This window comes from Sphingomonas sp. Marseille-Q8236 (assembly GCF_965112005.1).
In genome coordinates this window covers 2,190,179-2,216,515 of record NZ_CBCOPO010000001.1, presented here as the reverse complement: position 1 = coordinate 2,216,515, position 26,337 = coordinate 2,190,179, and the positions used below count along the sequence as shown (strand labels likewise).

Below are 26,337 nucleotides of genomic sequence, written 5' to 3'. Positions count from 1 at the left end.
AGGGCGGCCGCCGCCGGCCAACCCATGTCTTCACCGGTTCGCCGATGACAGATCATGCGCATAGAGCGCGTGATCGTAACATTACAGATTTTTCATGACCGCATTCGCCAACACCATGATCGGCTGATGACAGCGGGCGGATGGCGGGATTAGGACGGAGCATGTCCGATCGTCTGGCCCATCTTCGCCGATACCCTGGTCGTTATCTTGCCGCGATCCTGCTCATGATCGTGGGCGGCATATCTATCCTTCTCTATTCAGGTAGTTATTTCGACCGGAACCCATTTACCCGCTATCCGGCGACGGGCCGGGTGCAGCCCGTGCTGGTCCTGTCGTTGTCCGGCGATATGGGGCTTCGCTATGGCATGAGCGGGGCCGTCGCGCGGCAATTGAGCGCGAACGGGATCGCGGTGCTGGGCGTCAATTCGCCGGTTCTGTTTCGACAGCGCCGGACCCGCGAACAGGTCGATGCGCTGATCGCGGACCTGATCCGCCAGGCCGCGCAGGAAGCGGACGGGCGTCGGCTGGTGCTGCTTGGCCAGTCCTATGGCGCGGACATGTTGCAGACCGGGCTGGCACGGCTGCCGGCCGATCTGCGCGCCCGGGTGTCGGCGCTGATCCTGGTGGTGCCGGGCCGGACGGCCTATTTCCGGTCCGATCCCTCGGGTCTCGCCTATATGGGCCGGCCCGACAGCCTGGGCATCACCACCGCACGGACGCTGGACTGGTTGCCGGTCACCTGCATCTATGGTGTCGAGGAGCCGGACAGCCTGTGCCCGCTGCTCAAACTGCCCAACGCCCATGTCGTCGCGATGCCCGGCGGCCATTATATGAACCATGACGACCCCGCGCTGGTCGCCCATGTGCTGGCGGCCATTGCGGGCCAGCCCCTTTCCGCCGCGGCGATGCGCTGACGGAAAAGGGGCTGGCGCGACCCTCAGGCGGTCACGCTTTCGATCGGGGCATTCCCGCCAGATCGCGTCCGCCAGATCGCGGCGCACCCTGGCGCATAGGGCTTGGCCATCACGGTCGAGACGGTCATGTAGCGCGCGGTCGCCATGTCGCGGGTCAGGGTCAGGTGCAGCCAGCCCTTGTCCTCCTGGTCGCAGAAGCGGACGACCTTGGGATTGGCGGCGGCGATTTCCCGGCCGATGCCGGGCATGATGTCGCCCCAGGAAGGGCTGGTGACCGAGGTTCCCGCAAACTCCGCCGCGACCAGCTTTCCGCTTCCGTCATACAGGTCGTTGGCCCAGGCGGCATGGCTGTCACCCGACAGGACGACCGGATGGCTGCCCGCCCGCTGGAACGCGGCATATAGCCGCTCGCGCGCCGCCGGATAACCGTCCCAGCTATCGAAATTGAGCGGCAGGCCCGCACGATAGGAGGCCTGGGCTTTGCCAAGCTGGGTCTTCATCGTCTCCGACAGCCGCGCGGTCAGCCTGGCATAGCCCTCCGCCCCCATCTGCTTTTCCAGGTCGGGACCGTCGATCCGCGCCATCACCACCTGATTGCCGATCACCTGCCACGGCGTGCCCGCCTTGACCGAACGGGTCAGCGTCCGTTCGATCCAGTCGAGCTGCCCGGCGCCCAGCAATTCGCGTTCGGGCCGCGCCCGCTCGGCCATCATCGCGGCATATTCGGACGGATCGGGCGCATCGCCCTTGGCCCGAACCTGCTTCGACCGGGCAAGCAGCCGCGTCTCCACCATCACCAGCGTCGCCAGATCGCCGAAGTCGAAGCTGCGGTTGATCGCCGCCCAGGGCTGGCCAGGGCGCGGGTCGCGGATCGGCATCCATTCGAAATAGGCCTGCATCGCTGCCGCCTTGCGCTTCCCCCAGTTTCCCTCGGTCGCGGGATCATGGTTTTCCGCGCCGCCGATCCAGTCGTCATTGGCGACCTCGTGATCGTCCCAGACGCAGATGAAGGCGGCGCGGGCATGCGCGGCCTGCATGTCGGGATCGCGCTTCACCTGTGCATGACGCTGGCGATAATCGGCGAGCGACAGGATTTCGTGGGCGGGTTCCGGCAGGCGGTTCAGCTTGCGCCCGGTCTCCGCCCCATAGCCGTCGGCGCCATATTCATAGATATAGTCGCCCAGATGCAGCACCGCGTCCAGCCGCTCGGACCGCGCGATCGCGTCATAGGCATTGTACAGCCCGCCGGGATAAAGTTGGCACGACACCACCGCAAGCACCACATCCTCGATGCGCCCGCGCGGCAGGGTGCGGAACCGGCCTTCGGGCGAGCGCTCCCCCTTGGCCGTCTCGAACCAATAGCGATAGTCGCGGCCGGGGCGCAGCCCGGTCACCTCGACCTTGGCGGTAAAATCGCGCGCGGCGCGGGCCGTCACCCGCCCGGTGCGCAGGCCGATCGCCTCGCTCGCATCCATGGGCGCGACATGCCAGGTCAGCGCCACGTCACCCCCCTGCCCCTCCGCCGGGGTCGCGCGGGTCCACAGAATGGCGCCGTCCGCCGAAGGATCGCCGCTGGCGACACCATGGTCGAAACGCGCCAACGGCTCGGCCGCCTCGGCGATCGTGGCCGGCAGGCTGAGCGCTGCGCCACTGCCCATCAGGGTGATCGCGCGGCGTCGGTTCATCATCGTCATCGTCGAAGGTCCTTTCGCCGCGCACGGCTAATGACCCCAGGCGACAATGCGATGGCGGATGGATGACGATTCGACGACATCGAAACGCGATTGTCACAAATCCGCAAGCCGCGGGACACCAACTGGTAATCCGTTTCGTCTATGCGGCCCACAACAGGGGTAATTACCGGGGACCGATATGACTTCGACCGTGCGCCGCATGACGCTGGCCGCGCTATTGACGAGCCTTTCGCCGATCGCCTTCGCGCACGCCGCGCAAGCGCAGGCGATGATCCAGCCGCAGGACGAGGCCGACGGCGCAAACGAGGTGATCGTCACCGCGCAGAAGCGGGAACAGCGGATCGAGGACGTGCCGGTCACCGTCAGCGCTGTCTCCGGCGAGCGCATGGCCAATCTGGGCGTCAACTCGCTGTCGGAAGTGGCGCAATATATTCCGGGCCTGCAAATTCAGGAGCAGAGCGCGAACAATCCCGGCTTCGTCATTCGCGGCATCACGTCCGACTCCGGCTCGGCGCAACAGGGCGCGCGCGTGACGCTCTATTATAACGGCATCGACATCAGCCGGACGCGCGGCGCCTATCAGGACCTGTACGATATCGAGCGGATCGAGGTGGTGAAGGGCCCGCAGGCGACCCTGTTCGGCACCGCCGCCGCGATCGGCGCGATCAGCATCATCTCCGCCCGCCCCCATGCAGGGACCGAAGGCGGCCTAGTCGCCTCCTATGGCAATTTCAACCGGACCCAGCTGTCCGGCTATCTGAACGCGGGCAACGAGACGCTCGCCGCTCGCCTCGCCTTCGCCTATAAATATCGCGACGGCTATGTCCGCAATATTGCGGGCGATCCCGATGTGCCCAATCAGAATCAGGGGCGGGTCGATCAGGACGATCTGAACGGGCAGGATCAACGCGGGGTGCGTGGATCGCTGCGCTGGATCCCCAATGGCTCGGTCACCGCCGATCTCGTCCTGACCTATGACGGTCAGCGCAATCCCGGCACCGCCTTCAAAAGCCGCGTCTTCGCCCCGACGGGTGGACAGACCGGCGACTATGGCTATGCCGAACTGTCGGGATCGCCCTATTCCGCCGAGATATTAGGGCGGCGCAAGCTGGGCCTGACCCGTAATGTCTATGACGCGAACCTGACCCTGGCGGTCGACGTCGCGCCGGGCGTCAGCTTCACCACCGTCAACGGCTATCGCCGGTTCGATGCGTTGGAAATCTTCGACGCGGATGGCGGCCCCGCCTGGTATCTCGAATTCGGCGAGGATGCGCGCGGCGACCAGTGGAGCCATGAAAGCCGCTTCGCATTCGACGGCGACCATTATCGCGCCTCGATCGGGTGGAACGCGTTCTTCGAGAATGGGCAGCAGCGCGTTCCCTTCTCCACCGAGGAAGGGACGTATCTGGCCTGTTCGACCGCAAGTGATTTTGCGCAGGTTCGGCAGATGCTGGGCGCGGCCGGCCTGCCGACCGGCACCGCCTGCGTCGCCGCCAACGGCACAATCCCGGCGACGCGCGCGACGGCGATCCTGTCGCGCGGCACCGCGACAATCGTGCCCTACAGCGCCAGCTTCGCCAATTACGGGCGCAACAACACCTATTCGGTCTTTGCCGACACGACCTGGATTCCTGTTCCCGCGCTGGAACTGACGGCAGGGGCGCGCGTGCTGATCGAGGATCGGCGTTCCAGCTATGGCAGCGTGATGCCCGACAGCCGCCTGCTGGCAGGCGCCGGCGTGTTCACCAGCCTGCTGGGCGCCGCCAATACCAAGGGGCAGTTGTTCACGGCGCAGCGTAGCTATGCCGCGATCCTGCCGCGTTTCAATGCGCTTTACCGGCTGGGCGGTGACGTGAATGTCTATGCGACGATCAGCAAGGGCCGCCGCTCACCGGTCGTACAATTGGACGCGCAGCGGATCGTACCGCTGACTGTCGCCAATTCGGGAGCGATCCCACGGCTTCAGATCGTGCCGCAGGAAGATGTCTGGAATTACGAGGGCGGCATCAAGGGCCGGATCGGCGCGTTCAGCGGCGCGGCGTCGGTCTTCTATCAAAGCTATAAGGGCTTTCAGGTCACCGCGTTCGAAAATGGTCGGACGGTGACGCGCAGCGCGGGGTCGGCGAACAATATCGGCGTGGAAGTAGAGGCGAACTGGGCGGTGCATCGCTGGCTGAGCCTGTTCGGCAGCTTCGCCTATATCGATGGCGGCATCGCGAACGATCCGGCCAATGGCGTGTTCGCGGGCAATCGATTCCGCCTGCAACCCGACACGACGGCGTCGGGCGGCGCGACCCTACGGGTGCCGGTCGGCTCCTCAGCAACTTTCTATGCGACGCCCAGCGCGACCTATCGCTCGAAAGTCTATTTCGAACTGCCCAATCGCGAGGCGATCTCGCAGGGCGGCTATACGCTGGTCAATCTGCGCGCCGGGCTGGAATTCGGCGCGGACAGCCGTTTCCATATCGGCGGCTTTGCCCGCAACCTGACCAACAAGCGCTATCTGATCGACGCGGGCAATACCGGCGGCACGTTCAGCGCACCGACCTATATCGCCGGGGAGCCGCGCTTCTACGGCATCGAACTGGGTGCGCGATTCTGATGCCGGGCGAACGGGCGCGTCCATCCGGATGCGTCCGTTTCCGGTGACTTAACCGCTTCCTAACCCCCACCCGGTACAGCGCCGTCATGGGGCAACGGGTTGGGATAGGGCGAACGTGCTGCGCTGGTTGATGTTGGTCGCGACGCTGGCGATCGCGACGTCGTGCACCCCCACGCGGCACCCGCCCGCTCACCTGACGCTGGACGTTCCGCCGCCGACTGCCAAGACCCTGCTGCGGCAGCTTGCGCTCGACGTGCCCGACAGCGACCTGCCCGAGACGATCAGTGGCAACACCCCGATCGAAATGGCCGCCGCGCCTGCCTTTTCCGGGGTCGCCCGCTCCGCGCAGGATGCCGCACGCGCCGCCGAGTGCCTGACCGCCGCCATCTATTACGAAGCCCGCTCCGAACCGATCGACGGCCAACGCGCCGTCGCGCAGGTCGTACTGAACCGGGTACGCGACCGCGCCTTTCCCAAGAGCATCTGCGGCGTCGTCTATCAGGGGTCGGAACGCTCGACGGGATGCCAGTTCAGCTTCACCTGCGACGGATCGATGCTCCACCCGCGCGAGCCCACCGCCTGGGCGCGCGCCGCCGCCATCGCGCAGGCCGCGCTGGCGGGCATGGTCTATGCGCCCGTCGGGGCCGCGACCTTCTATCACGCCAATTACGTGCTGCCCTGGTGGGCGCCCAGCCTGAACCGGATCGGCGCGATCGGCAGCCATATCTTCTATCGCTGGAAGGGCGCGCTGGAACGCGACCTGTCCTTCCGCCAGCAATATGCCGGGGTGGAGCCGAGCATCCCGGCCCCCGCCCCCGCCATGCTGGCCGACGCGCCGGTCGCCGGCGTGGAGACGATGGCCGGCGTCGTCATCCATCGCGGCGAACAGAATGGTGGCGATCCCGCGGTTTCGACCACGCCCACGCCCCCCGTCGCGGCGGTGGCGGCGAGCGTCCCGGTCACGACGGCGGGCGTCCGCGTCCACCGCAACGGTTTTGCCCATGACGGGCCGGGCGTGGAGCACGGCGTCGTCGTGGGCGCGGAAAGCGATCCGGGCTAAGCCGTTCGGCCGATCGCGTCGATCCAGTCCGGCAAATCGCCCAGCCGCTCCAACTGGCGGAAGCGTGGGTGATCGGTGGGCACCCGGCCTGCCTCATGGCTCCATGCCAATGGTTGCGGGATATAGGCGGCCCAGGCCCCGGCCTCCAATGCGGGCAATATGTCGGAGCGCATCGAATCCCCCGCCATCACCGCCCGCTCCGGCGCGACGCCGTGGCGGTCGAAGATCCGGCGGAAGGTGTCTGGGGTCTTGTCGCTGACGATCGCCACATCGACGAAATGCGCGCCCAGCCCCGATGCGGCCAGCTTGGCCTCCTGATGCAGCAGGTCGCCCTTGGTCACCAGCACCAGCCGCCCGCGCTGGGCCAGCGCGGCCATGGTCTCCGCGATCCCGTCGAGCAGTTCGACCGGGTGTGCCAGCAACTGCCGCCCCGCCTCCAGAAGACGCGATATCAGTTCGGTGGGCAGGGTCGGCCCGGCCAGCTCCACCGCCGTCTCGATCATCGACAGGGTAAAGCCCTTGGCGCCATAGCCATAAAGCCGCAGGTTGCGCGCCTCGCACGATTCCAACGTCGCCCGCGCCACCCGTGCCTCGGCAAAGGGGGCGAGCAGGCCGACCAGCGCCTCCTCCGTCTCCGCGAAGTGACGCATATTGTGCCATAGCGTATCGTCCGCATCGAGGCAGATCAGTTCCACGGCCATATCCTGTCTCCCGGTTCGCGGCCGTCCCATCACAGTTCGCGGATGATTCGCAATCCCAGGCGTGGGCGGAACCGCTCGCCCCGCGCCTTTTCCACGCCGGCCCCACCTTGAACACCCAGCTTGCCGACCGCGCGGTGGAGCTGAGGCATCAGCAGCCAATAGGCCCCCTCGCCATTCTGCCGGTTGAGTTCCAGTCCCAGCACGGTGTCGGGATTCACGTCGTAAAAGGTCGAATGGTTGACGATCATCCCGGTCTCATTGCCTTCGCGCAATGTCACGTCACCGACACCCACCATCGTCATCGTGCTCCACCGCTCGCCAAAACGGTTGCCGAGCAGCCAGAGCAGGGTGGAGGTCCATCCCCCGCTTTCGCGGTCGTGCAATCCCAGATACTGGACGCCGTGCACCCCGCGCCCGCCCCGGATCGTGCCCAGCTTTCCCTGCAAACCCATCTTATACTGGACGATGCGCGCGTCGATCAGCGGCAGTTCCAATTCGACGGCAAGGCCATCGGCCACCGCCCATTCGACCTCGGGCGCCCATTCCAGTTCCCCGCGCGGCCCCGTCAGATCGCGCTGCGCCAGGGCGTTCACCTCGACCTCGCCCGCCTTCGCGGTTAGCGGGCGGATCATGTCGAACACCATCGGTTCCGGGATTTCGGGCCCGCTCTGGGCCGCAGCGGGGCTCATGGCGGCGAACAGGCCCCCGCCCAACAGCAAAAGGGCCAAGCGGCTGGTCATCATAGCGTCGAACTCCCGGTCGTCATCGTCATGCGGTGCCGCACATGACCCGAAGCCGGGGACGCTAGGGGATCAGGGAACGTGCGGTTCGTACCGGCGCGCGGTCGCGCCCATGGCGGCCTGTATCCCCGTGACCAGCGCGTCCACGGTGAACGGCTTGGTCAGCAACTGCATCCCCGGCGACAAATGGCCGCTGTTCAACACCGCGCTTTCGGCATAGCCCGTTATGAACATGACATTCAATTCATGTCGCAACTCGCGCGCCGCCTCGGCCAGTTGCCGCCCGTTCATTCCGCCGGGCAGACCGACATCGGTGACCAGCAGATCGATGCGCACCGACGACCGCAAAATGGCCATGCCCTGGGCGCTGTCCGCCGCCTCGATCACCCGATAGCCCATGTCGCGCAGCACATCGACGATCAGCAGGCGCACCGTCGACTCGTCATCGACCACCAGCACCGTCTCACCCGAACCGGCGGGGCCATCGGGAATACCGGTCGAACCCTCTTCGACCGGCTCCGCCGGGCCATCATGGCGCGGCAGATAGAGGAACACGGTGGTGCCCTCCCCCGGTGTCGACTGGATACGGACCTGGCCGCCCGATTGCTTGGCAAAGCCATAGATCATGCTGAGGCCGAGTCCCGTCCCCTGCCCCAATGGCTTGGTGGTGAAGAAGGGGTCGAACGCCTTTTCGATCACCTCCGGGGTCATGCCGATCCCGGTATCGGTGACGCACAGCGCCAGATACTCGCCATCGGGTATGTCACCGAACCGCGCATTGTCGCCGTCCAGCCGCCGGTTCACCATCTCGATCGCGATGCGCCCGCCCTCCGGCATGGCATCGCGCGCATTGATGCACAGGTTGAGCAGCGCATTCTCCAGCTGCGGCGCATCGATCAGGACGGTCCACAGATCGTCCGCCCCCTCCGTCTCGACCGTAATCGCCGGGCCCACGGTCCGACGGATCAGGTCGGTCATTCCGGCGACCAGCGCGCCGATATCGGTCGGTCGCGGCGCCAGCGTCTGCCGCCGCGAAAAGGCGAGCAGCCGGTGGGTCAGCGCCGCCGCGCGCCGCGTCGCGCCCTGCGCCGAGTCCATATAGCGGTCGATATCCGCCATCCGCCCTTGTGACAGCCGCAGCGCCATGAGTTCCAGCGAGCCCGAAATGCCCGCGAGCAGATTGTTGAAGTCATGCGCCAGCCCGCCGGTCAGTTGGCCCACTGCCTCCATCTTCTGCAACTGGCGCAACGCCTCTTCGGCGCGCATCAGTTCGGCGGTGCGCTCCGCCACACGCTGTTCCAGCTGGCTGGTCAGGGCGCGCAGTTCGGCGATGGCGTGGTCGCGCTCGGCCTCCAGCGCCAGGCGACGGCTGACGTCGATCAGCACACCTGGAAAGTGCAACGGCGTGCCGTCGGGCGCGTGATCGACCCGACCATTGGCCTCCAGCCAGTGATAGCTGCCGTCGTGCCGACGAACGCGATATTGATGCGCATAGGGGCCGCCCCGCGCGATGGCCTCCTTGATCGCCTCGGCCAGGCCCGCCTGGTCGTCGGGGTGAACCGTCTCCACCACCTGGGCGAGGCTGAGGCCGTCATGGCCCAGGGCCGGGTCCAACCCGAAACTGCGCGCAAAGGGCTCGTCCACGGTAAAACGGTCGGTGGGCAGATCCCAGAGCCAGGTGCCGATGATCGCCCCCGCCCCCAGCGCTAGTTGCACCCGTTCGGCATTCTGCCGCGCGCGGGCCTCGCTTTCGCGCAATTGATGCTCGATGCGCACCCGGTCGGTGATGTCGAAGCTGACCCCCGGAAAGCGCACGCAACGCCCCGTTTCATCGAGGATGCAGCGCCCGCGGGCGGATACCCAGTGGATCGACCCGTCGGACTGGACCAGCCGATATTCGGAGGCGAAACGCCATGCCTCCTCGCCCTCGCCCTTTCCGGCCATGACGGCGTCGATCTCCGCCTGGACGCGGGCGCGATCGTCGGGATGGATATTCCGGAAGAACTCGGCAATCGGCATCCCGACCTCGGCCGCCGCCGGATTGACGCCATACATCGCCGCGAACCGACGATCGGACCGTACCGAGTCGTTGACCACGTCCCAGTCCCACATGCCGACATGCGCACCCGAACTGAGCGCAAGGGCCAGTCGCTCGTCCGCCTCATGCTGGCGTCGTTCGGCGAGGACGCGCGCGGTCGTCTCCCCGGTGACGCAGATCATGCCCGCCACCGCGCCGTAATCGTCGAAGACCGGCGAGTAGGAGAAGGTCCAGTAGCTTTCCTCGGGTTCGCCATGCCGCGCCAGGTCCAGCCGCATATCGGTGACCCGTGCGACGCCGCCGGACAGCGCCTGATCGACCAGCGGCCCGATCTCATTCCAGATGCTGCCCTAAAGAATGCGGAACGGCATGCCCATCGCGGTCGCCGCCCGATAGCCCAGTATCGGGCGATAGGCGTCGTTGTAGAAGGACACCAGCTCGGGTCCCCAGACCATATACATGGGCGCCGGACAGGCCAGCATCGTCGCCAACTGGCACCGCAGAGCGATCGGCCATTGCTCGGGCCCGCCCAGCGAAGTCGCCGACCAGTCGAAGCCGATGATCTCGTCGACCACCTGCCCGGAAACGCCATTCAGAAAAGCAAATGCGGGGGAGTCCGTCATCGTCCGATACATGATGTAAAGCGCTACTAAGCGCCAATCGTTGCGATAGGAAAAACACAGCCCGGCTAGCACGAAAATTACCGATCATCCTGATCGAGGATAGCATGGTTCATCCGCTGTGCCGATCTGTCCAAGTGACAAGCCTGGCCCCCTTGTCTAGCGCGGAAACGTGACGGCGATTCGCAGCCTCCTCGCGCAACGCCATCTGGCCGTGCTGCTCTGCACGGCGACGCTGCTGCTCAAGCTCATGATGCCGATGGGATATATGGTCGGATCGGTCGAGGGACGGATCACGGTGATCCTGTGCCCCGGTGCCGGGCCGCTGCCCGCACCGCCCCCTGCTCCGCACGAGGGGCAGGGATCGGGAATGGCGATGGCGGGCCATGCCATGACGATGCACGACCGCTCCGACCATCCGGCGGGTCATTCGGATGGCGGACATGGCCGCGACATGCCCTGCGCCTTTGCCGGGCTCGCCACGCCGATGCTGGCGGCGATCGATCCGATCCAGTTGGCGCTGCTCATCGCCTTCGTCATGGCCCTGGGTCTGGTCGTGCGCATCGTGCCACGCCCGGTGGACGCACCCTATCTTCGTCCCCCGCTTCGGGGACCGCCAGCGCTTTCCTGACCCGTTTCATCCGGTGCCGTTTGCGGCGCCTCCATGATCCTCGTCCGCCATATGCGTGGCGGACCGGTCGAAAGCCTGTCGATGTTCCTACCCCTTATGATGCCGGACGCCGTCGCGTCCGGCCAGCAATCCGTGCCCGCGCCCCCCACGGTCGTGGTCACCGCCAAGCGGCAATCGGACGCCCCGGTCGCCGCTGCCAGCCGCCTGCCGCTGACGATCCGGGAGACCCCCGCCACCGTCGAACTGCTGACGCAGCAGGATCTGCAACAGCGCGGCGTCCGCACCGCGCGCGAAGCGTTCGACCAGGTGGTCGGCGCGATGTCGGGCAATGTGCCGGGCAACCCCGCCGTCGTGTCGATGCGCGGCTTTGCGGGCAACACCGTCTCGATCCTGCAGGACGGAGTGCGCCTCGCCGCCTCCACGGTGGCGCAGCGCGATGCCAATATCTGGCATTACGACCGGATCGAGATACTCAAGGGCCCCGCCTCCGTCCTCTATGGCGAGGGCGCGCTGGCCGGCGTCATCAACAAGGTGACCCGCAAGCCCGTGCCGGGCGAGCGGCATCTGGACATGCTGCTATCGGGGGGCAGCTTCGGCACCGTCTTCGCGGCGGCCGGTGTCAATCTGCCCGTTGCGTCCACCGTCTCGGTCCGCGCCGACGCCAGCTATCAGCGATCCGACAGCCTCTACGATGTCGAGCGCAATGCCAGTTTCTCCGCCGGGCTGACCGCCAGTGCCCTGTACCGGCCCAGCGACCGCCTGTCGTTGCTGATCGCGGTCGATCATTTCGAGGATCGCTACGACTCGACCTATCAGGGCCTGCCGCTGATCCCCGCGCGCTATGCACTGGACCCCAGCGATGCGGTGCGGACCGCGAACGGGCTGGTCGCCGATCGCGCCCTGCGGCGGAACAACTATAATCCGCGCGGGGCCTGGTCGGGTGCGGACGAGACGACGATCCGATCGCGGCTGGACTGGGCGATGGGCGATGGCTGGACCTTCGCGCTCGACCTGACCGGTTATACCGCCGACCGCGCCTTTCTGCTGGCCGATACGCAGAGCTTCGTCGCACCTGATGCGCGTTTCCCGAACGGCAGCATCCGTCAAAGCTATCAGGATTTCCGCCACGATCACCGCTTCTGGAATGTGCGGGGGGCTGTCGGACGCGACGGGCGCATCGCGCGTCTGCGCCACCGCTTCACCCTGGGCGTCGAATATAACGACACCGACTTTACCAGCCTGCGCCAGCAGGCGCCGGCGGGCACCCTGCCCGATGTCGATGTCCGCCATCCCGGCGTCATCGCCATTCCCACCTCTGCGGCGGTGTTCACCAGCGGCAACGTCACCTTCCTGTCGCGCCTGAAGCAGAGCGCGGTCTTTGCCGAGGACGCGGTCAACCTCACCGGCAAATGGCTGCTGGTCGGTGGCCTGCGCTGGGACCATATCGCACTCAACCGGACGGCGATCCAGAATCTTGGCGGCGCGACCGATCGCAACGCCCCGCGCTTCGATCCCCTATCCTGGCGCATTGGCAGCAGTTGGGCGGTGACACCCGGCCTGACCGTCTATGCGCAATATACCACCGCCGTTTCGCCGGTATCGTCGATCCTGCTCGCCTCGATCGCCAATAGCCGCTTTCGCCTGACCCATGGTCGCGCAATCGAGGCGGGGTTCAAGGCTGAGGGCTGGGCCGGCCGGGCCAGCGTCACGGGCGCAATCTATCACATCCGGCAATCCGACATAGTGACCCGCGACCCCATAAACCCCTCGCTCAGCGTCCAGGGCGGGCGGCAATCGTCGCGCGGCGCGGAAGTGTCGGGACAGATCACCCTCTTGCCGCCGTTGAGCCTGTCGGTCGGGGCATCCTATACCGACGCGCGCTACGACGCGCTGGCCGAGACGATTGGCGGCATAAGGCTGGATCGCAGCGGCAACCGCCCGATCAACATCCCGGACACGACGCTCTATGCCGCTGCGTCCTACACGATCACTCCGGGCGTGACGCTGGGCGGCACGCTACGCCAGACCGGGGGTTTCTACACCGACACCGCCAACAGCATCCATGTCGCGGGGCGCATGCTGCTCGACGCCAGCCTGTCGCTGCCGATCGCCAAGGCAATGACGCTGAGATTGCGCGGACGGAACCTGACCAACCGTTTTTATGGCGAATATTCGGGTTATCCGACGACCAACATCTATATCGGCGCGTCGCGATCCTTCGAAATCGCGCTGGCGGCCCGGCTATGAAGGGGAACGCCATGACGCGAGGCTTGCACCGCGCGGCCTTTCACCGGACCATCTGGCGCTGGCATTTCTGGGCCGGGCTGCTGGTCGCGCCGATCCTGCTGATGCTCAGCGCGACGGGCGCGATTTATCTGTTCAACGACGAGTTGAACGATGCGCTTTACCCGCAACTCCGCTTCGTCGCGCCGCATCGCGAGAATGTGCCGTTGTCGCGAATGATCCGCGCGGCCCTCCACGCCTATCCGGGGACCGCGTCGCGGGTCGACATGCCGGCGACGGCCGATCGATCGGCGGTGGTGTTCGTGACACCCGATAGCGGCGAACCGCGCCGCGTCGCGGTCGATCCCGGAACGGCGCGCGTGCTGGGCAGCGTGGTCTATGACCGAACGCTGGTCGGCTGGGCGGATGCCATGCACCGGTCGATGCTGATGGGCGTTGCGGGCGAGCGACTGGTCGAACTGGCGGTCAGTTGGGCGCTGGTCCTGCTGGTGACGGGGGCGATCCTATGGTGGCCGCGCCGCGGCTTTCGGGCCGCGGGGACGCTGTGGCCGCACTGGTCGGGACGGGGGCGACGCTTCTGGCGCGATCTCCATGGGCCGGTGGGCGTGTGGACCGTCGCGCTGATCGGATTCCTGATCGTCACCGGCCTGCCCTGGGCAGGCGTGTCGGGCCCGCTACTTCACCGGGCAAGCGCGGCGATGGGGATCGGCTATCCCCCGTCCTTCCGCCAGTATAACGCGCCGCACAGCCAGCCGATGAAGGCCATGTTGGGCGATGCGCCATGGACTTTGGAGGATGCGCCGATGCCGCATTCCGCCATGCCCGCCCTACCCGCAATGCCCAACATGCCGGGCGAGCACGCCGAACACCGTCCCGCCGCGCCGGGCGCGACCCGCGATCCGGCGGTGATCGCGGGCACCGACCGGGTGGCGAAATTGCTGACGGCGCAGGGTTGGTCGGGCAGCTATCGCCTGTTCCTACCTAGCGGCCCGACCGGGGTCTATACCGTCTTCACCTATCCCGACCGCCCCGCCGGACAGCGCACCCTCTATGTCGATCGCTACAGCCTGAAGCCGATCGGGCCCCAAGTCCGCTACGCCCAATATGGCCTGGTCGGTCGCGCGGTGGAATCGGGGGTGCAGCTTCACATGGGCAATTATTTCGGGCGGGCGAACCAATGGCTGATGCTGATCCCGTGCCTCGCCATCTGGATATTGGTGATCAGTGGCGTCGCCATGTGGTGGAAACGGCGCCCGGCCGGTCGCGTGGGCGCTCCACCGCCACTGTCGGGCGCGCGGGTGGGCGGACTGCTCGCGTCGCTGGTCGTGGCGGGCGTGGTCCTGCCATTGTTCGGCGCGTCGCTGCTGGTCATCGCGGCGATCGATCGTCTGGTGGCCGATTTCTGGAGGCAACCGCCCCCGTCAAATCGCGCGACCACTGAACAGGGGTGAAGCCGAACCGTTATCCCGTCGCAATCGAGAGGAACCGCGATGAACGACAGGACGAAAACGGGACTTTCACCATGGATGGCGGGCGGCGTCGCCGTGGCCTTATTGGGTGTCAGCGCCCTGGTCGGACGGCGCAACGCGCCCGATCCGTCGCACCCGCGCATCCGGCATTGGTACAAGCGGCTGGACAAGCCGGGCTTCACGCCGCCGGACAGGCTGTTCGGGGCGGTCTGGCCGGTGCTGGAAAGTCTAGCCGCAGTCGGCGGTTATCGCCTGCTTCGCCAGCCATCGTCGCCGCGACGCGATGCGGCGATCGCCTTGTGGCTGGGCAATAGCGCGATGATCGGGGGGTGGACCGAGCTGTTCTTTCGCGAACGGCGGACCGGCGCCAGCACGGCGGCAGCGGGGGCCATGACGGTCGGCACCGCCGCCTTGGCAGCGACCGCATGGAAAGTCGATCGCCCCGCCGCCGTCAGCGTCCTGCCACTGGCCGCCTGGCTGGGGTTCGCGACGATCCTCGCCGGGGAGGTGTGGCGGCGCAACGACGCGGAATAGGGCGCCCCCGCTCAACATGAATTTAAGATGACGCCAACATGAACCATTTCGCTAGGAAAACGTTTGGTGGCCATGCGGGGGATCAGCATCGCCATCATAGTCGGGACGGCCGCTTTGTTGGCGGGGTGCAACACGCATCAGTCGACCTTGGCCCCATTCGGGGCGGACGCAGCCGATATTCGTCATCTTTTCGTCGTCATGCTGGTCGGCGCGGTGGTGATCGCGGGAACGGTTGCGTTGCTGATGCGCCATGCGGTGCGCTCGCCCGAAGGTGTGATCGGACATGAAAAGGGCATGCGCGTCGTCCTGTGGCTGGGCGGGGTCATTCCGGCAATCCTGTTGCTGGCGCTGCTTGCCTATTCGCTGCCCTATATGCGCCCCCGCCCGGTCGCGCCCGCCGACCTGAAGATCGCGGTCGATGGCGAGCAATTCTGGTGGCGCGTCACCTATCGCCCGCCGGGACGCCCACCCGTTCTAGGCGCCAACGAAATTCGCATCCCCACCGGCCGGACCGTCGCCTTCGCGCTGAGCGCAGGCGATGTGGTGCACAGTTTCTGGATTCCGGGGCTGGCGGGCAAGATGGACATGATCCCCGGCCGCACCAACAGCTTGGTCGTCCGCGCTGAAAAGCCCGGTCGCTATCGCGGGCAGTGCGCGGAGTTTTGCGGTCTTTCCCATGCGCTGATGGCGTTCGACGTCATCGCCATGCCGCCCGCCGCCTTCGACGCCTGGCTGGCGCAACAGGCCCTGCCCGCCCGCACCGACGCTTCGGCCGGGGCGCGGCTGTTCGCGGAAAATGGCTGCGCCGGGTGCCATGCCATTGCCGGGATGACCCCGCCCAGCCGGATCGGCCCCGACCTGACCCATTTCGGATCGCGCCGGACGCTGGCGGCGGGCATCCTGCCGATGACGGAGGCCAATGTCGTCGCCTTCATTCGCCATCCCGAAAAGGCCAAGCCGGGCGTCCGCATGCCCTCCTTTCCCCAATTGTCGGATGACGAGGCCGTGGCCCTCGCCCGCTATCTGCAGGGCCTGAAATGAGCCTCCACGCCCAGGACGATCCCCAGCTTCGCGCCGCGCAGGAAGAACGCCTTCGCGCCGTATGGAAGCCGCCCAGCGGGCTGTTCCTCCGCTGGACCGACGTCAACAACAACCGGGTCGGTGTGTGGTACACGCTGACCGCGTTCGGCTTCATGCTGTTCGCAGGGATATTGGCGTTGATCATGCGCACGCAGCTGGCGGTGCCGGACAATGATCTGGTCTCGGCGAACACCTTCAACCAGCTGTTCACGCTGCACGGCTCGATGATGATGTTCCTGTTCGCCGTGCCGATGTTCGAGGCGGTGTCGATCATCCTCCTGCCCCAGCTTCTGGGCGCGCGCGACCTGCCCTTCCCGCGTCTGTCGGCGTTCGGCTATTGGAGCTTCCTGCTCGGCGGCGTCTTCGTCGGCGGATCGATCTTCTTCAACGCCGCGCCCGATGGCGGCTGGTTCATGTATCCTCCGCTGACCACCCGCACCGATCTGTCGGGACTGGGTGCAGACATCTGGATGCTGGGCCTGTCCTTCATCGAAGTGTCGTCGGTCGCCGCCGCCGTCGAGTTGATCGTCGGTGTGCTCAAGTGTCGCCCGCCGGGGATGCGACTCAACCTGATGCCGCTTTATGCCTGGTATATCCTGGTCGTGGCGGTGATGATCCTGTTCGCCTTCCCGCCGTTGATCGCGGGCGATCTGTTGTTCGAGATGGAGCGGCTGCTCAACTGGCCCTTCTTCGACGCCGCACGCGGAGGCGATCCGCTGCTCTGGCAGCACCTGTTCTGGATCTTCGGCCATCCCGAAGTCTATATCGTCTTCCTGCCCTCCATCGCGCTGTTCGCGATGCTGATCCCGACCTTCGCGCAGCGGCATCTGCTGGGCTATCCGTGGATCGTGCTGGCGGCGGTCGGCACCGCCTTTCTGTCGTTCGGCCTGTGGGTCCACCACATGTTCGCGACCGGCCTGCCGAAGATCAGCCTGGCCTTCTTCTCCGCCGCCTCCGAAGCCGTCGCCATCCCGACCGGCGTACAGATATTCGCCTTCATCGCCACCCTCTGGGCGGGCAAGGTGAAGTGGTCGACGCCCTTGCTCTATGCGTCGGGAAGCCTCGCCATCTTCGTCATCGGTGGTCTGACCGGGGTGATGGTCGCGGTCGCACCGTTCGACTGGCAGGCGCACGACACCTATTTCATCGTCGCGCACCTGCATTACGTGCTGATCGGCGGCACGCTGCTGCCCCTGTTCGGCGGGCTTTATTATTATTGGCCGCTAATCACCGGCAAGAAATTGTCCGACCGGATGGGACGCACCGCCTTCTGGATCATGTTCGTTGGGGTCAACCTCACCTTCTTCCCTATGCATTTGTCGGGTCTGGAAGGCATGCCGCGCCGCGTCTTCACCTATCCCGAGGAACTCGGCATCGGCTGGCTCAATCTCGCCTCGACCGCTGGTTCCTATCTGTTCGCGGCGGGGGTGGCGGTTCTGGTCGTCGACCTGGCCTTGTCCCCCACCCGCGCCAAGGCGCCGCGCAATCCCTGGAATGCCGGGACGCTCGAATGGCTGGCCCACCCCGATGACGAGGATTGGGGCATTCGATCGGTCCCGCTGGTCGAAAGCCGCTATCCGATCTGGGACCAGAAGAATTTCGTCGCCAAGGTCGATGAGGGGCGCTTCTTCCTGCCCGATGCCGAAGAAGGCCGGCGCGAGACGATCATCACCTCGGTCCTCGATGCCAAGCCCGTGTCGGTCATCCGACTGGGCACGCCCAGCGTCAAGCCGATGATGACCGCCGTGGCCTTAGGCGGCGTCTTCATCCTGACCACCTATCATCTGTATCTGGTCTCGGCGTTGTTTGGCGTGGTGACGCTGGCCTGCATCCTCTGGTGGCTGTGGGACACCGCCGAAATCCCCGAAAAGCCCGAAAAGCCGATCGGCCACGGGATGCGCATGCCCCTTTACATCTCCGGGCCCGCCGCACCGGGATGGTGGGCGATGTTCATCACCATGATGGCGGATGCCACCGCCTTTTCCGGCCTCGTCTTCGGCTATTACTTCTATTGGACGATCCATCCCGATTTCGGTGCCGGGTTCGACGGGCCGGGCAGTAGCGGCCCGCTCTTCGCGCTCGCCCTGTCGCTGGCGAGTTGGGCCGCGACGCTGGCGGCGCGCGAGGTCCATCATCGTGGCGGGATCCTGATCGCCCGCGCGCTGCTGATCGTCGGGGCGACCATGGCGATCGCCAGCCTGTTCGCCGGGCTCGCCTGCCTGGAAGGGCTGGACCCGGAGGCGAACGTCTACCCCGCCATCGTCTGGGTGCTGGTCGTCTGGACCATCGTCCATGCCGCGATCGCCGCGATCATGCAGCTTTACACGCTGGCCCGCAGCCTTGCGGGGCGGATGACGCCGACCCATGACGCGGACATTCGCAATATCACCGTCTATGCGCATTTCTTCGCATTGACCGCCATCGTCACCTATCTGACGATCGGCCTGTTTCCGGAGACGGGGCTGTGAGGCGCCTGCTGAAACGCGCGCATCGGCTGCGCGTCACCCTATGGACGCTGATCGTGCCCCCGACCGTCTGGGCGGCGCATTTCCTGCTGTCCTACCTTTGGGCCGCCATATCCTGCGCCAAGATCGGCGAATGGGCCCGGTTCCCGACGGTGTTCGCGATCGCCACCGTCATCGCCCTGCTCGTGATCGTCGCCTCGGGCGTGATCGCGTGGCAGCAGTCGCGCACTCCCGGCGACCCGCCGCCGCACAACGAAGGCACCGATGTCGATCGGCTGCGCTTCATCGCCTATTCGACCCTTCTCCTCGCGGGGCTGAGCTTCGTCGCGGTGCTGTTCACCGCCATGCCTGTCCTGATGCTGAGCGATTGCCGATGACACGGGTCTATCCGGTCGCGGGCCTTGCCCTGCTCGCATTCGGCTGGACGCTGAGCGGGCAGGGCATGACCGGGCATATGGTCGCGCATATGATCGCGGTGGCGATAGCCGCTCCGCTTCTTGCGCTGGGGATACAGGGCAGCCGCTTCGATCCAGCGCGCCGATGGCCGCGCCTTGCCACGCCGCTGGTCGCCGCCCTGGTCGAGGCGGTGATCGTCTGGGGTTGGCATGTCCCGGCACTGCGGCGGCTCGCGGATCACGCCCCCTTATGGCTGATCGCCGAACAGGCCAGCTTCCTGGCGGCCGGACTGCTGCTGTGGTCGGCGGTGCTCGCGCCGCAGCATCGCGCCGCCGGAATCGCCGCCCTGCTGGTCACATCGATGCACATGACCCTGCTGGGTGCGCTGATCGGCCTCGCCCCCCGCCCGCTGTACAGCCATCACGGCGCGGGCGCGATGCAGGACCAGCCGATTGCGGGCGTCGTCATGCTGCTGGTCGGCGGCATCGCCTATCTGTGCGGTGGGCTTGGGATGCTGGGCCGCCTGCTCCAATCCCGACCGGAGGCGCGCGCATGACGATCCGCATCACCTGGAAACGCGTGATCGCGACGATCCTAGGCCTGGCCGCGCTGGGCATGGCGCTCGCCTGGTCGGGCGTCATCAGCCTCGCCGCATCGAGCGGACATTGGGCGATCACCGACTGGTTCCTCCACTGGGCGATGCGCAACTCGGTACGCACCCATGCCGCCCTCACCGCGCCCAAGGACCCCGCCGACGCCAGCGGACTGGTCAGCGCGGCGGGCCATTTCGCCAATAGCTGCGCGGTCTGTCACGGCGCGCCGGGGCAGAAACCTGCCCCCGTGATGCAAGCCGCCACGCCGCCCGCGCCCGACCTGGCGATCAACGCGCGCGAATGGAGCGACAAGCAACTTTTCTGGATCCTCCAGCACGGCGTCAAATATACCGGCATGCCCGCCTGGGCCGTACAGGATCGTCCCGACGAGGTGCGCCGCATGGTCGCGTTCGTCCGTCGCCTGCCAGGCATGACGCCTGCCCAGTATCGCACGCTGGTCGCCGAAGCCTCTCCCGCCGTGGATCCGGACAATTGCACCGGGTGTCACGGCACCGATGGCCGGGGTCGCGGCGCGCCCGACATTCCGATCCTGGGCGGCCAGAGCCCTGAATATCTGCTCGCCGCGCTGAAGGGCTATGCCAACGGCACACGGTCGAGCGCGGTCATGCAGCAGGTTGCGATGCGGATGGAGCCCGCCGCCATGGAGGCCGCGGCACGCCGCTTTGCCGCGATGCCCGGGCTGGGTGCGAAACCGGCAGGTAGTTCGGCGGCGGCACGGATCGTCGAGCGCGGACTGCCCGACAAGCAGCTTCCCGCCTGTGTCAGCTGCCACACGCCCGGCAAGCCCTATCCCATCCTGGCGGGGCAGCGGGCCAGCTATATCGCCGAGCGCTTACGCCATTGGCAGGGTGACAAGAATGTCGTCGACGCGCGCAAGAGCCACGCGACCATGCCCGTCATCGCACGGCGCATTCCGAAGGATATGATCGATCCCATCGCCCGCTATCTGGCGGGGGATATGGGGGCGGACCGCTGATTCAGCCGCCACACGGCGTCCAGAACCGGCTCCGGGCAGGCTGCGAGTGACGGTGTCGCGAAAGAAATTGATCGACAACCGCGCATCGAATGCGAACCGCCCCGCGGCCACGGCGCCCTCGATCGCGGCGACGCGGCATCGCAGGTCGAAATTATAGCGGTCCTTTGGGCTGATCCGCGCAAGGAGTCGCGTGCGCCGTCGCCCTTGCCGCCCCGCACCAGCGCCTGATGGGCGATGGGCCGTTCGGTCTCGCCATCCATGATCGGCTGGAACGCCATGGCAATAGCAAAGGCCGGATGATCGGGACAGAAGGTGCGATGCCCCTGCCGCATGACGACAGTCCCGTTTGACGGTCAGCATAGGGAGAGGCCGCCAAAGGCAAGGCAAATGGTCGGAAATTCGGCAGTGCACTGCCGCATCTTACCGAATAGCCGCCAGAATGAAGAAGAAGCCTGACCGTTCAGGCTGACCGCCATTCTTTCCCGACCGCGAGGTTTGGGGAAAGAATGGTGGGCGCGACAGGGATTGAACCTGTGACCCCACCCGTGTGAAGGGTGTGCTCTACCGCTGAGCTACGCGCCCGTAACCGGGAGACGGGCCTTTAGGCGGCGATCCGCCGCCTGTCCAGCCCAAAAAATCCGGATTAGTTGACCGAGTCCTTCAAGAGCTTGCCCGGCTTGAACTTGGGCTGCGACGACGCCTTGATGGTCATCGGCTCGCCGGTGCGCGGGTTACGCCCGGTCGAGGCCTTGCGCTTGGAAACCGAAAAGGTGCCGAATCCTACCAGGCGGACTTCGTCACCCTTTTTGAGCGCGGCGGTGATCGATTCGAATACGGCATCGACCGCCTTGATCGCATCACCGCGCGCGAGGCCCGAGGAATCGGCGACGGTAGCGATCAGCTCCTGCTTGTTCATTCCATAACCCCCTATGATCTCAATGATTAGTCAGGCGGACTCGGTTGCCGCTCAAACCTTAAAGGATCAATAATGCCGTTGTTGTGCCGGCTGTCAAACTGTTGTCGCAGGCGGCGCGGACGTTCGCCTAAGCGTCGATCCGCGACAATGGCGTGACAAAAGCGAACAGAGCCACCCGCCTTTCGGCGAATGGCCCTGCCCTTGCGATGATCAATGGTGGCGTTCGCCCCCTGCGACCGCCGGGATGGCGGCGGGCGGCAGTGCGGCAAGTTCGTCCGCATCCGTCCAGTCGATCGCCTCCAGCGGCCCCACCAGGGCGAGGCGAAGCACCTCGTCGACATGGGAAACCGGCACGATCTTCAACCCCTCGCGGATATTGGCGGGAATATCCGCCAGATCCTTCTCATTCTCCTGCGGGATGAGGACAGTGGTGATCCCGCCCCGCAACGCCGCGAGCAGCTTTTCCTTCAGGCCGCCGATCGGCAGCACGCGACCGCGCAGCGTGACCTCCCCGGTCATCGCGACATCCTTGCGCACCGCAATCCCGGTCAGCGTCGAGACGATCGAGGTCACTAGGCCGATACCTGCCGACGGACCATCCTTGGGCACCGCGCCCTCGGGCAGGTGGATATGGATGTCCTTGCGGTGGAACAACGACGGCTTGATCCCGAAGCTGGGGCTGCGCGCCTGGACGAAGCTGAAGGCGGCCTGGACCGATTCCTTCATCACGTCGCCCAGCTTGCCGGTAGTCTTCACCTGCCCCTTGCCCGGCACGGTCACCGATTCGATGGTCAGCAGCTCGCCGCCCACCTCGGTCCAGGCGAGGCCCGTGACCGCACCGATCTGGTCCTCCTGTTCGGACAGGCCGTGGCGATACTTCTGCACGCCCGCGAACTCGTGGAGGTTCTCAGGCGTGATCGACACCGACGTCGCCTTGCCCTCCAGGATCTGGCGCAGCGCCTTGCGGGCGAGACGCGCAATCTCACGCTCCAGCGTGCGCACGCCCGCCTCGCGGGTGTAGCGTTGGATGAGCGCCCGCAGCCCTTCCTGGGTCAGCGTGAACTCGCCGTCCTTCAGGCCATGGCTCTCGACCTGCTTGGCAACCAGATGGCGCTCGGCGATCTCGACCTTCTCGTCCTCGGTATAACCCTCCAGACGGATGATCTCCATGCGGTCGAGCAAAGGCTGCGGCAGGTTCAGCGTGTTTGCGGTGCACACGAACATCACGTCCGACAGATCGATGTCGATCTCCAGATAGTGATCGTTGAACTTGGCGTTCTGTTCGGGGTCGAGCACCTCGAGCAGCGCCGAGGCGGGGTCGCCGCGGAAGTCCTGGCCCAGCTTGTCGATCTCGTCGAGCAGGAAAAGCGGGTTGGACGTGCCGGCCTTTTTCAAGTTCGTCACGATCTTGCCCGGCAGTGAGCCAATGTACGTCCGGCGGTGGCCGCGAATCTCGGCCTCGTCGCGCACGCCGCCCAGCGACTGGCGGATGAACTCGCGCCCGCACGCCTTGGCGATCGACTGGCCCAGCGAGGTCTTGCCGACGCCCGGCGGGCCGACGAGGCACAGGATCGGCCCCTTCAGCTTATTGGTGCGCGCCTGCACGCCGAGATATTCGACGATCCGGTCCTTCACCTTCTCCAGCGCATAATGATCCTGGTCGAGGATCGCCTGCGCCGCCGCGATGTCCTTCTTGACCTTGGACTTCTTGCCCCAGGGCAAGCCCAGCAGAACGTCGAGATAGTTGCGCACGACGGTCGCCTCGGCGCTCATCGGCGCCATGGTCTTCAGCTTCTTCAGCTCGGCGGTCGCCTTGGTCCGCGCTTCCTTGGACAGCTTGAGCGTCGCGATCTTCTGGGTCAGCTCGGCGATCTCGTCGCCGTCGCCGTCCTCGCTCTCATTGCCCAGCTCGCGCTGGATCGCCTTGAGCTGTTCGTTGAGATAATATTCGCGCTGCGTCTTCTCCATCTGGCGCTTGACGCGGCTCTTGATCTTCTTCTCGACCTGCAGAACGCCGAGTTCGCCCTCCATCAGGGCGTACGCCATCTCCAGCCGCTTGGCCGGATCGGTTTCCACCAAAAGCGCCTGCTTGTCCGCGACCTTGACCGAGATGTTCGCGGCGACCGCATCGGCCAGTTGCGAGGCATCCTCGATCTCCGCCAGCTGCACCGCCGTCTCGGCGGGCAGCTTGCGGTTGAGCTTGGCGTAATTCTCGAACTGATCGACCACCGAGCGCATCAGCGCGGCGATCTGCGCCTTGACGTCGTGATCCTGCTCTTCGAGCGCGTCGTCATCGCCCTCGACCTGGGCCGCGTCGATCGTCGCGGTCAGGAAGGCACCCGATTCATCGAGCTGGTCGAGACGCCCGCGCGTCTTGCCCTCGACCAGCACGCGAACCGTGCCGTCGGGCAGCTTGAGCAGTTGAAGAACGGTGGCGGTGACGCCGATCTCGTAAAGATCCTCGCGCGAGGGGTCGTCTTCGGCGGGGTCGAGCTGGGCGACCAGGAAAATCTCCTTGTCCGCCGCCATGGCCGCTTCCAGCGCCGCGACCGATTTGTCGCGGCCGACGAACAGGGGCACGATCATGTGCGGGAAGACGACGATGTCACGCAGCGGAAGGACGGGATAGGACTGGTTCATGCAAACTCCGGTCGGCCCCCAACGGGGCCCGTTCGTCACTATATATGGGGAGGGTTGCCGATCCATCAATCGTCCGTGCGATAAGGCGATGTGCGCGCCGCTTGCCAAGCCGGTCCGCTTGGGCGACACCATGTGCCATGGATCGTATACGGAACTGCGCTGCTGCGCTGCTCGCCTCCTCGCTTCTCTCCGCCGCCCCGCTCGCAGCGCAAACCGCGAAGGCCCTTCCGGCCAAGGGGGAGCCCCCGCTGACCGCACAGACCATGGTGTCGGGCGGCGTGCGTCCCCCCGAACAGCTGGCCATGCGCTTCGACAGCGCGGACCTTTCGTTCGAGGTTCTGCCCGATACGGAAGAATTGAACGGCATTGCGGTGCTGGGCTTTACCGCCAAGGCGCCGCTTGCCCGGCTGGTGATCGATCTGGACAAGAATCTGCCGGTCCAGGCGATCGCGATCGACGGCAAATCGTTGAAGCCCGGCCAATGGTCCAATCCGGAAGGACAACTCGTCATCACCCTGCCCCGCGCGCTGCGTGCCGGTCAGAAGGTGAGCGCGAAGATCACCTATGGCGGCACTCCGCATGTCGCGGTGCGCGCGCCCTGGGACACGGGCGTGGTCTGGGCCAAGACACCGGACGGCCGCCCCTGGTTCGCGACGACCGCACAGGGTTATGGCTGCGACCTGTTCTGGCCCTGCCTCGACTATCCGATGGGCGAGCCGGGGGTCGTCACGCTCCACATCACCGTGCCCAAGGGGTTGAAGGCCCCCTCCAACGGCGTGCTGCTGGGCGTCGATACGCTGCCCGACGGACGCACCCGCTGGAACTGGCGGACCAAGCATCCCAACACCTATGCCATCGCGCTGAACGTCGGGCCCTATGAGGTGGTCGAGGGTTCGTACAAGAGCCGCTTCGGCAATACGATCCCGATGTTCTACTGGTATCTGCCCGGCGAGAAGCAGAAGGCCGAAGGCCTGTTCGCCGAGTTCGCGCCGACGCTGGATTTCTTCGAATCGACGGTCGGCCCCTTCCCCTTCGGCGACGAGAAGCTGGGCGTGGTCGAAACCCCGCACAAGGGCATGGAGCACCAGACGATCAACGCGTACGGCAATGAATATGCCAAGGCGCCCGAGGGCTTCGACTGGCTGTTCCAGCATGAGTTCAGCCATGAATGGTTCGGCAACCAGCTGACCAATGTCGACTGGGACGATTTCTGGCTGCACGAGGGCTATGGCAGTTACATGCAGCCCAGCTATGGCCGCTGGCGCGAGGGCAAAGCGCGCTATGCGGTGATGATGGATGCGCAGCGCGGCCAGATCGCGAACAAGTCGCCTATCGTCCATGATCGCAGCATGTCCGAGCAGGACGTCTATGAGGACGCCAAGGGCGGCCCCGGTCTCGACATCTATATGAAGGGGTCGTGGATGCTCCACACCCTGCGCAACCTGATCGGCGACAAGGCCTTTTGGGACGTGACGCGACTTGCCGTCTATGGTCGCACCGATCCGAAGCCGGGGAATTTCACGCCGCGCTATGGCTCGACCAGGGAATATGAGGGCTTTGTCCGGCAGGTGACGGGCAAGGATTATGGCTGGTTCTTCAACGTCTATCTGCGCCAGGCGGCGTTGCCCGAGATCGTCGAGACGCGTAGCGGCGATCAGCTGACCCTGACATGGAAGGTGCCCGGCGGCGGGCCCTTCCCGATCCCGGTCGATGTGCAGGTGGGCGATAGGGTCGAGACGTTGCCGATGACGGACGGCACGGGCACCTTGCCCCTTCCCGAAGGCGCGCACGTCGTGGTCGATCCCTGGGCGAAGGTTCTGAAACGCTCGGTCGCGATCGAACAGTTCCGAGCGTGGAAGGCGGAACGGGCGGCGAAGACCAAGAAGTAAGCCCGCCCTCCGTTCAGCCTGAGCGAAGTCGAAGGCCACGGACCGAACGCGGTTCCAAGCGTGCCCGGTCCCACCGAATTCCCTTGGCCTTCGACTTCGCTCAGGCTGAACGGA

The 26,337-nt window shown here is 65.9% G+C and carries 20 protein-coding genes and 1 tRNA gene; 13 read left to right on the top strand and 8 right to left on the bottom strand.

Going from position 1 to position 26,337, the window contains the following annotated elements; translation table 11 throughout:
* The first annotated feature begins 161 nt into the window (after positions 1-161).
* On the top strand, positions 162-914 hold the full coding sequence (locus ACWPWT_RS10650; protein ID WP_454279606.1) for an AcvB/VirJ family lysyl-phosphatidylglycerol hydrolase: 753 nt from the start codon (positions 162-164) through the stop codon (positions 912-914).
* A 23-nt stretch (positions 915-937) separates the two neighbouring features.
* Here the strand turns inward: ACWPWT_RS10650 and ACWPWT_RS10645 are convergent, their stop codons facing one another.
* The gene (locus ACWPWT_RS10645; RefSeq protein ID WP_454279605.1) at positions 938-2,608 is read right to left on the bottom strand and encodes an alkaline phosphatase D family protein; all 1,671 of its coding nucleotides are present in this window, start codon (positions 2,606-2,608) and stop codon (positions 938-940) included.
* A gap of 178 nt (positions 2,609-2,786) precedes the next feature.
* Here ACWPWT_RS10645 and ACWPWT_RS10640 point away from each other — a divergent pair, with 178 nt between their 5' ends.
* Both ACWPWT_RS10640 and ACWPWT_RS10635 read left to right on the top strand, forming a co-directional pair.
* Complete coding sequence (locus tag ACWPWT_RS10640) at positions 2,787-5,210, top strand: TonB-dependent receptor (RefSeq protein ID WP_454279604.1); 2,424 nt, start codon at positions 2,787-2,789, stop codon at positions 5,208-5,210.
* Between the two features lie 115 nt (positions 5,211-5,325).
* Entirely contained in the window at positions 5,326-6,270 is a 945-nt protein-coding gene (locus tag ACWPWT_RS10635; RefSeq protein ID WP_454279603.1) for a cell wall hydrolase, read from the top strand.
* Here the strand turns inward: ACWPWT_RS10635 and ACWPWT_RS10630 are convergent.
* The 4 genes from ACWPWT_RS10630 to ACWPWT_RS10615 form a co-directional block, all read right to left on the bottom strand.
* The gene (locus ACWPWT_RS10630; RefSeq protein WP_454279602.1) at positions 6,267-6,971 is read right to left on the bottom strand and encodes an HAD family hydrolase; all 705 of its coding nucleotides are present in this window, start codon (positions 6,969-6,971) and stop codon (positions 6,267-6,269) included. The genes ACWPWT_RS10635 and ACWPWT_RS10630 overlap by 4 nt on opposite strands.
* A gap of 29 nt (positions 6,972-7,000) precedes the next feature.
* A complete protein-coding gene (locus ACWPWT_RS10625) occupies positions 7,001-7,714 on the bottom strand; it encodes a hypothetical protein (RefSeq protein WP_454279601.1) in 714 nt (237 codons plus the stop codon).
* Between the two features lie 69 nt (positions 7,715-7,783).
* Positions 7,784-10,027 carry a PAS domain-containing protein gene (locus ACWPWT_RS10620; protein WP_454279600.1) on the bottom strand — a complete coding sequence of 748 codons (2,244 nt, stop codon included), beginning with the start codon at positions 10,025-10,027 and terminating at the stop codon, positions 7,784-7,786.
* Positions 10,028-10,099: 72 nt separating this feature from the next.
* The gene (locus tag ACWPWT_RS10615; protein ID WP_454279599.1) at positions 10,100-10,372 is read right to left on the bottom strand and encodes a hypothetical protein; all 273 of its coding nucleotides are present in this window, start codon (positions 10,370-10,372) and stop codon (positions 10,100-10,102) included.
* A 169-nt stretch (positions 10,373-10,541) separates the two neighbouring features.
* On the opposite strand from ACWPWT_RS10615, the gene ACWPWT_RS10610 reads away from it, so the two are divergent.
* The 9 genes from ACWPWT_RS10610 (at position 10,542) to ACWPWT_RS10570 (ending at position 20,778) form a co-directional block, all read left to right on the top strand.
* A complete protein-coding gene (locus ACWPWT_RS10610; protein WP_454279598.1) occupies positions 10,542-11,000 on the top strand; it encodes a hypothetical protein in 459 nt (152 codons plus the stop codon).
* 33 nt (positions 11,001-11,033) lie between these two features.
* Positions 11,034-13,247, top strand: a complete 2,214-nt coding sequence (locus tag ACWPWT_RS10605) for a TonB-dependent receptor (protein WP_261270809.1) — start codon at positions 11,034-11,036, stop codon at positions 13,245-13,247.
* A gap of 11 nt (positions 13,248-13,258) precedes the next feature.
* A complete protein-coding gene (locus tag ACWPWT_RS10600; protein ID WP_454279597.1) occupies positions 13,259-14,695 on the top strand; it encodes a PepSY-associated TM helix domain-containing protein in 1,437 nt (478 codons plus the stop codon).
* A 39-nt stretch (positions 14,696-14,734) separates the two neighbouring features.
* On the top strand, positions 14,735-15,247 hold the full coding sequence (locus ACWPWT_RS10595; RefSeq protein WP_454279596.1) for a TspO/MBR family protein: 513 nt from the start codon (positions 14,735-14,737) through the stop codon (positions 15,245-15,247).
* A 72-nt stretch (positions 15,248-15,319) separates the two neighbouring features.
* Positions 15,320-16,288 carry a cytochrome c oxidase subunit II gene (gene coxB, locus ACWPWT_RS10590; protein WP_454279595.1) on the top strand — a complete coding sequence of 323 codons (969 nt, stop codon included), beginning with the start codon at positions 15,320-15,322 and terminating at the stop codon, positions 16,286-16,288.
* Positions 16,285-18,795 carry a cytochrome c oxidase subunit I gene (gene ctaD / locus ACWPWT_RS10585; protein WP_261270993.1) on the top strand — a complete coding sequence of 837 codons (2,511 nt, stop codon included), beginning with the start codon at positions 16,285-16,287 and terminating at the stop codon, positions 18,793-18,795. Before coxB ends, ctaD begins: the two co-directional genes overlap by 4 nt.
* Positions 18,792-19,169, top strand: coding sequence for a hypothetical protein (locus tag ACWPWT_RS10580; RefSeq protein WP_261270992.1), 378 nt, complete (start codon positions 18,792-18,794; stop codon positions 19,167-19,169). Before ctaD ends, ACWPWT_RS10580 begins: the two co-directional genes overlap by 4 nt.
* Positions 19,166-19,744: a cytochrome c oxidase assembly protein gene (locus ACWPWT_RS10575; RefSeq protein WP_454279594.1), complete on the top strand. Its 579-nt coding sequence runs from the start codon at positions 19,166-19,168 to the stop codon at positions 19,742-19,744. Before ACWPWT_RS10580 ends, ACWPWT_RS10575 begins: the two co-directional genes overlap by 4 nt.
* Positions 19,741-20,778 (top strand): c-type cytochrome, encoded by a 1,038-nt coding sequence (locus ACWPWT_RS10570; RefSeq protein WP_454279593.1) that lies wholly within the window; start codon positions 19,741-19,743, stop codon positions 20,776-20,778. The genes ACWPWT_RS10575 and ACWPWT_RS10570 overlap by 4 nt, the downstream gene beginning before the upstream one ends.
* A 507-nt stretch (positions 20,779-21,285) precedes the next feature.
* Here ACWPWT_RS10570 and ACWPWT_RS10565 read toward each other — a convergent pair.
* The 3 genes from ACWPWT_RS10565 to lon form a co-directional block, all read right to left on the bottom strand.
* Positions 21,286-21,360, bottom strand: a tRNA-Val gene (locus ACWPWT_RS10565).
* A 61-nt stretch (positions 21,361-21,421) separates the two neighbouring features.
* Positions 21,422-21,694, bottom strand: a complete 273-nt coding sequence (locus ACWPWT_RS10560) for an HU family DNA-binding protein (protein ID WP_261270988.1) — start codon at positions 21,692-21,694, stop codon at positions 21,422-21,424.
* A gap of 210 nt (positions 21,695-21,904) precedes the next feature.
* A complete protein-coding gene (lon, locus tag ACWPWT_RS10555) occupies positions 21,905-24,334 on the bottom strand; it encodes an endopeptidase La (protein WP_454279592.1) in 2,430 nt (809 codons plus the stop codon).
* A gap of 137 nt (positions 24,335-24,471) precedes the next feature.
* Between lon and ACWPWT_RS10550 the strand changes: the two genes are divergently transcribed.
* Complete coding sequence (locus ACWPWT_RS10550; protein WP_454279591.1) at positions 24,472-26,223, top strand: M1 family metallopeptidase; 1,752 nt, start codon at positions 24,472-24,474, stop codon at positions 26,221-26,223.
* The last annotated feature ends 114 nt before the right edge of the window (positions 26,224-26,337 follow it).

What these genes read in the sequence shown, in the direction of transcription:
- ACWPWT_RS10620 (WP_454279600.1), bottom strand. Translation starts at nt 10,027, where the DNA reads ATGCGGCTGGACCTGGCGCGGCATGGCGAACCCGAGGAAAGCTACTGG.
- ACWPWT_RS10560 (WP_261270988.1), bottom strand. Translation starts at nt 21,694, where the DNA reads ATGAACAAGCAGGAGCTGATCGCTACCGTCGCCGATTCCTCGGGCCTC.
- ACWPWT_RS10615 (WP_454279599.1), bottom strand. Translation starts at nt 10,372, where the DNA reads ATGACGGACTCCCCCGCATTTGCTTTTCTGAATGGCGTTTCCGGGCAG.
- ACWPWT_RS10605 (WP_261270809.1), top strand. Translation starts at nt 11,034, where the DNA reads ATGATCCTCGTCCGCCATATGCGTGGCGGACCGGTCGAAAGCCTGTCG.
- ACWPWT_RS10625 (WP_454279601.1), bottom strand. Translation starts at nt 7,714, where the DNA reads ATGATGACCAGCCGCTTGGCCCTTTTGCTGTTGGGCGGGGGCCTGTTC.
- ACWPWT_RS10650 (WP_454279606.1), top strand. Translation starts at nt 162, where the DNA reads ATGTCCGATCGTCTGGCCCATCTTCGCCGATACCCTGGTCGTTATCTT.
- lon (WP_454279592.1), bottom strand. Translation starts at nt 24,334, where the DNA reads ATGAACCAGTCCTATCCCGTCCTTCCGCTGCGTGACATCGTCGTCTTC.
- coxB (WP_454279595.1), top strand. Translation starts at nt 15,320, where the DNA reads ATGCGGGGGATCAGCATCGCCATCATAGTCGGGACGGCCGCTTTGTTG.
- ACWPWT_RS10575 (WP_454279594.1), top strand. Translation starts at nt 19,166, where the DNA reads ATGACACGGGTCTATCCGGTCGCGGGCCTTGCCCTGCTCGCATTCGGC.
- ctaD (WP_261270993.1), top strand. Translation starts at nt 16,285, where the DNA reads ATGAGCCTCCACGCCCAGGACGATCCCCAGCTTCGCGCCGCGCAGGAA.
- ACWPWT_RS10570 (WP_454279593.1), top strand. Translation starts at nt 19,741, where the DNA reads ATGACGATCCGCATCACCTGGAAACGCGTGATCGCGACGATCCTAGGC.
- ACWPWT_RS10630 (WP_454279602.1), bottom strand. Translation starts at nt 6,971, where the DNA reads ATGGCCGTGGAACTGATCTGCCTCGATGCGGACGATACGCTATGGCAC.
- ACWPWT_RS10600 (WP_454279597.1), top strand. Translation starts at nt 13,259, where the DNA reads ATGACGCGAGGCTTGCACCGCGCGGCCTTTCACCGGACCATCTGGCGC.
- ACWPWT_RS10645 (WP_454279605.1), bottom strand. Translation starts at nt 2,608, where the DNA reads ATGACGATGATGAACCGACGCCGCGCGATCACCCTGATGGGCAGTGGC.
- ACWPWT_RS10640 (WP_454279604.1), top strand. Translation starts at nt 2,787, where the DNA reads ATGACTTCGACCGTGCGCCGCATGACGCTGGCCGCGCTATTGACGAGC.
- ACWPWT_RS10595 (WP_454279596.1), top strand. Translation starts at nt 14,735, where the DNA reads ATGAACGACAGGACGAAAACGGGACTTTCACCATGGATGGCGGGCGGC.
- ACWPWT_RS10550 (WP_454279591.1), top strand. Translation starts at nt 24,472, where the DNA reads ATGGATCGTATACGGAACTGCGCTGCTGCGCTGCTCGCCTCCTCGCTT.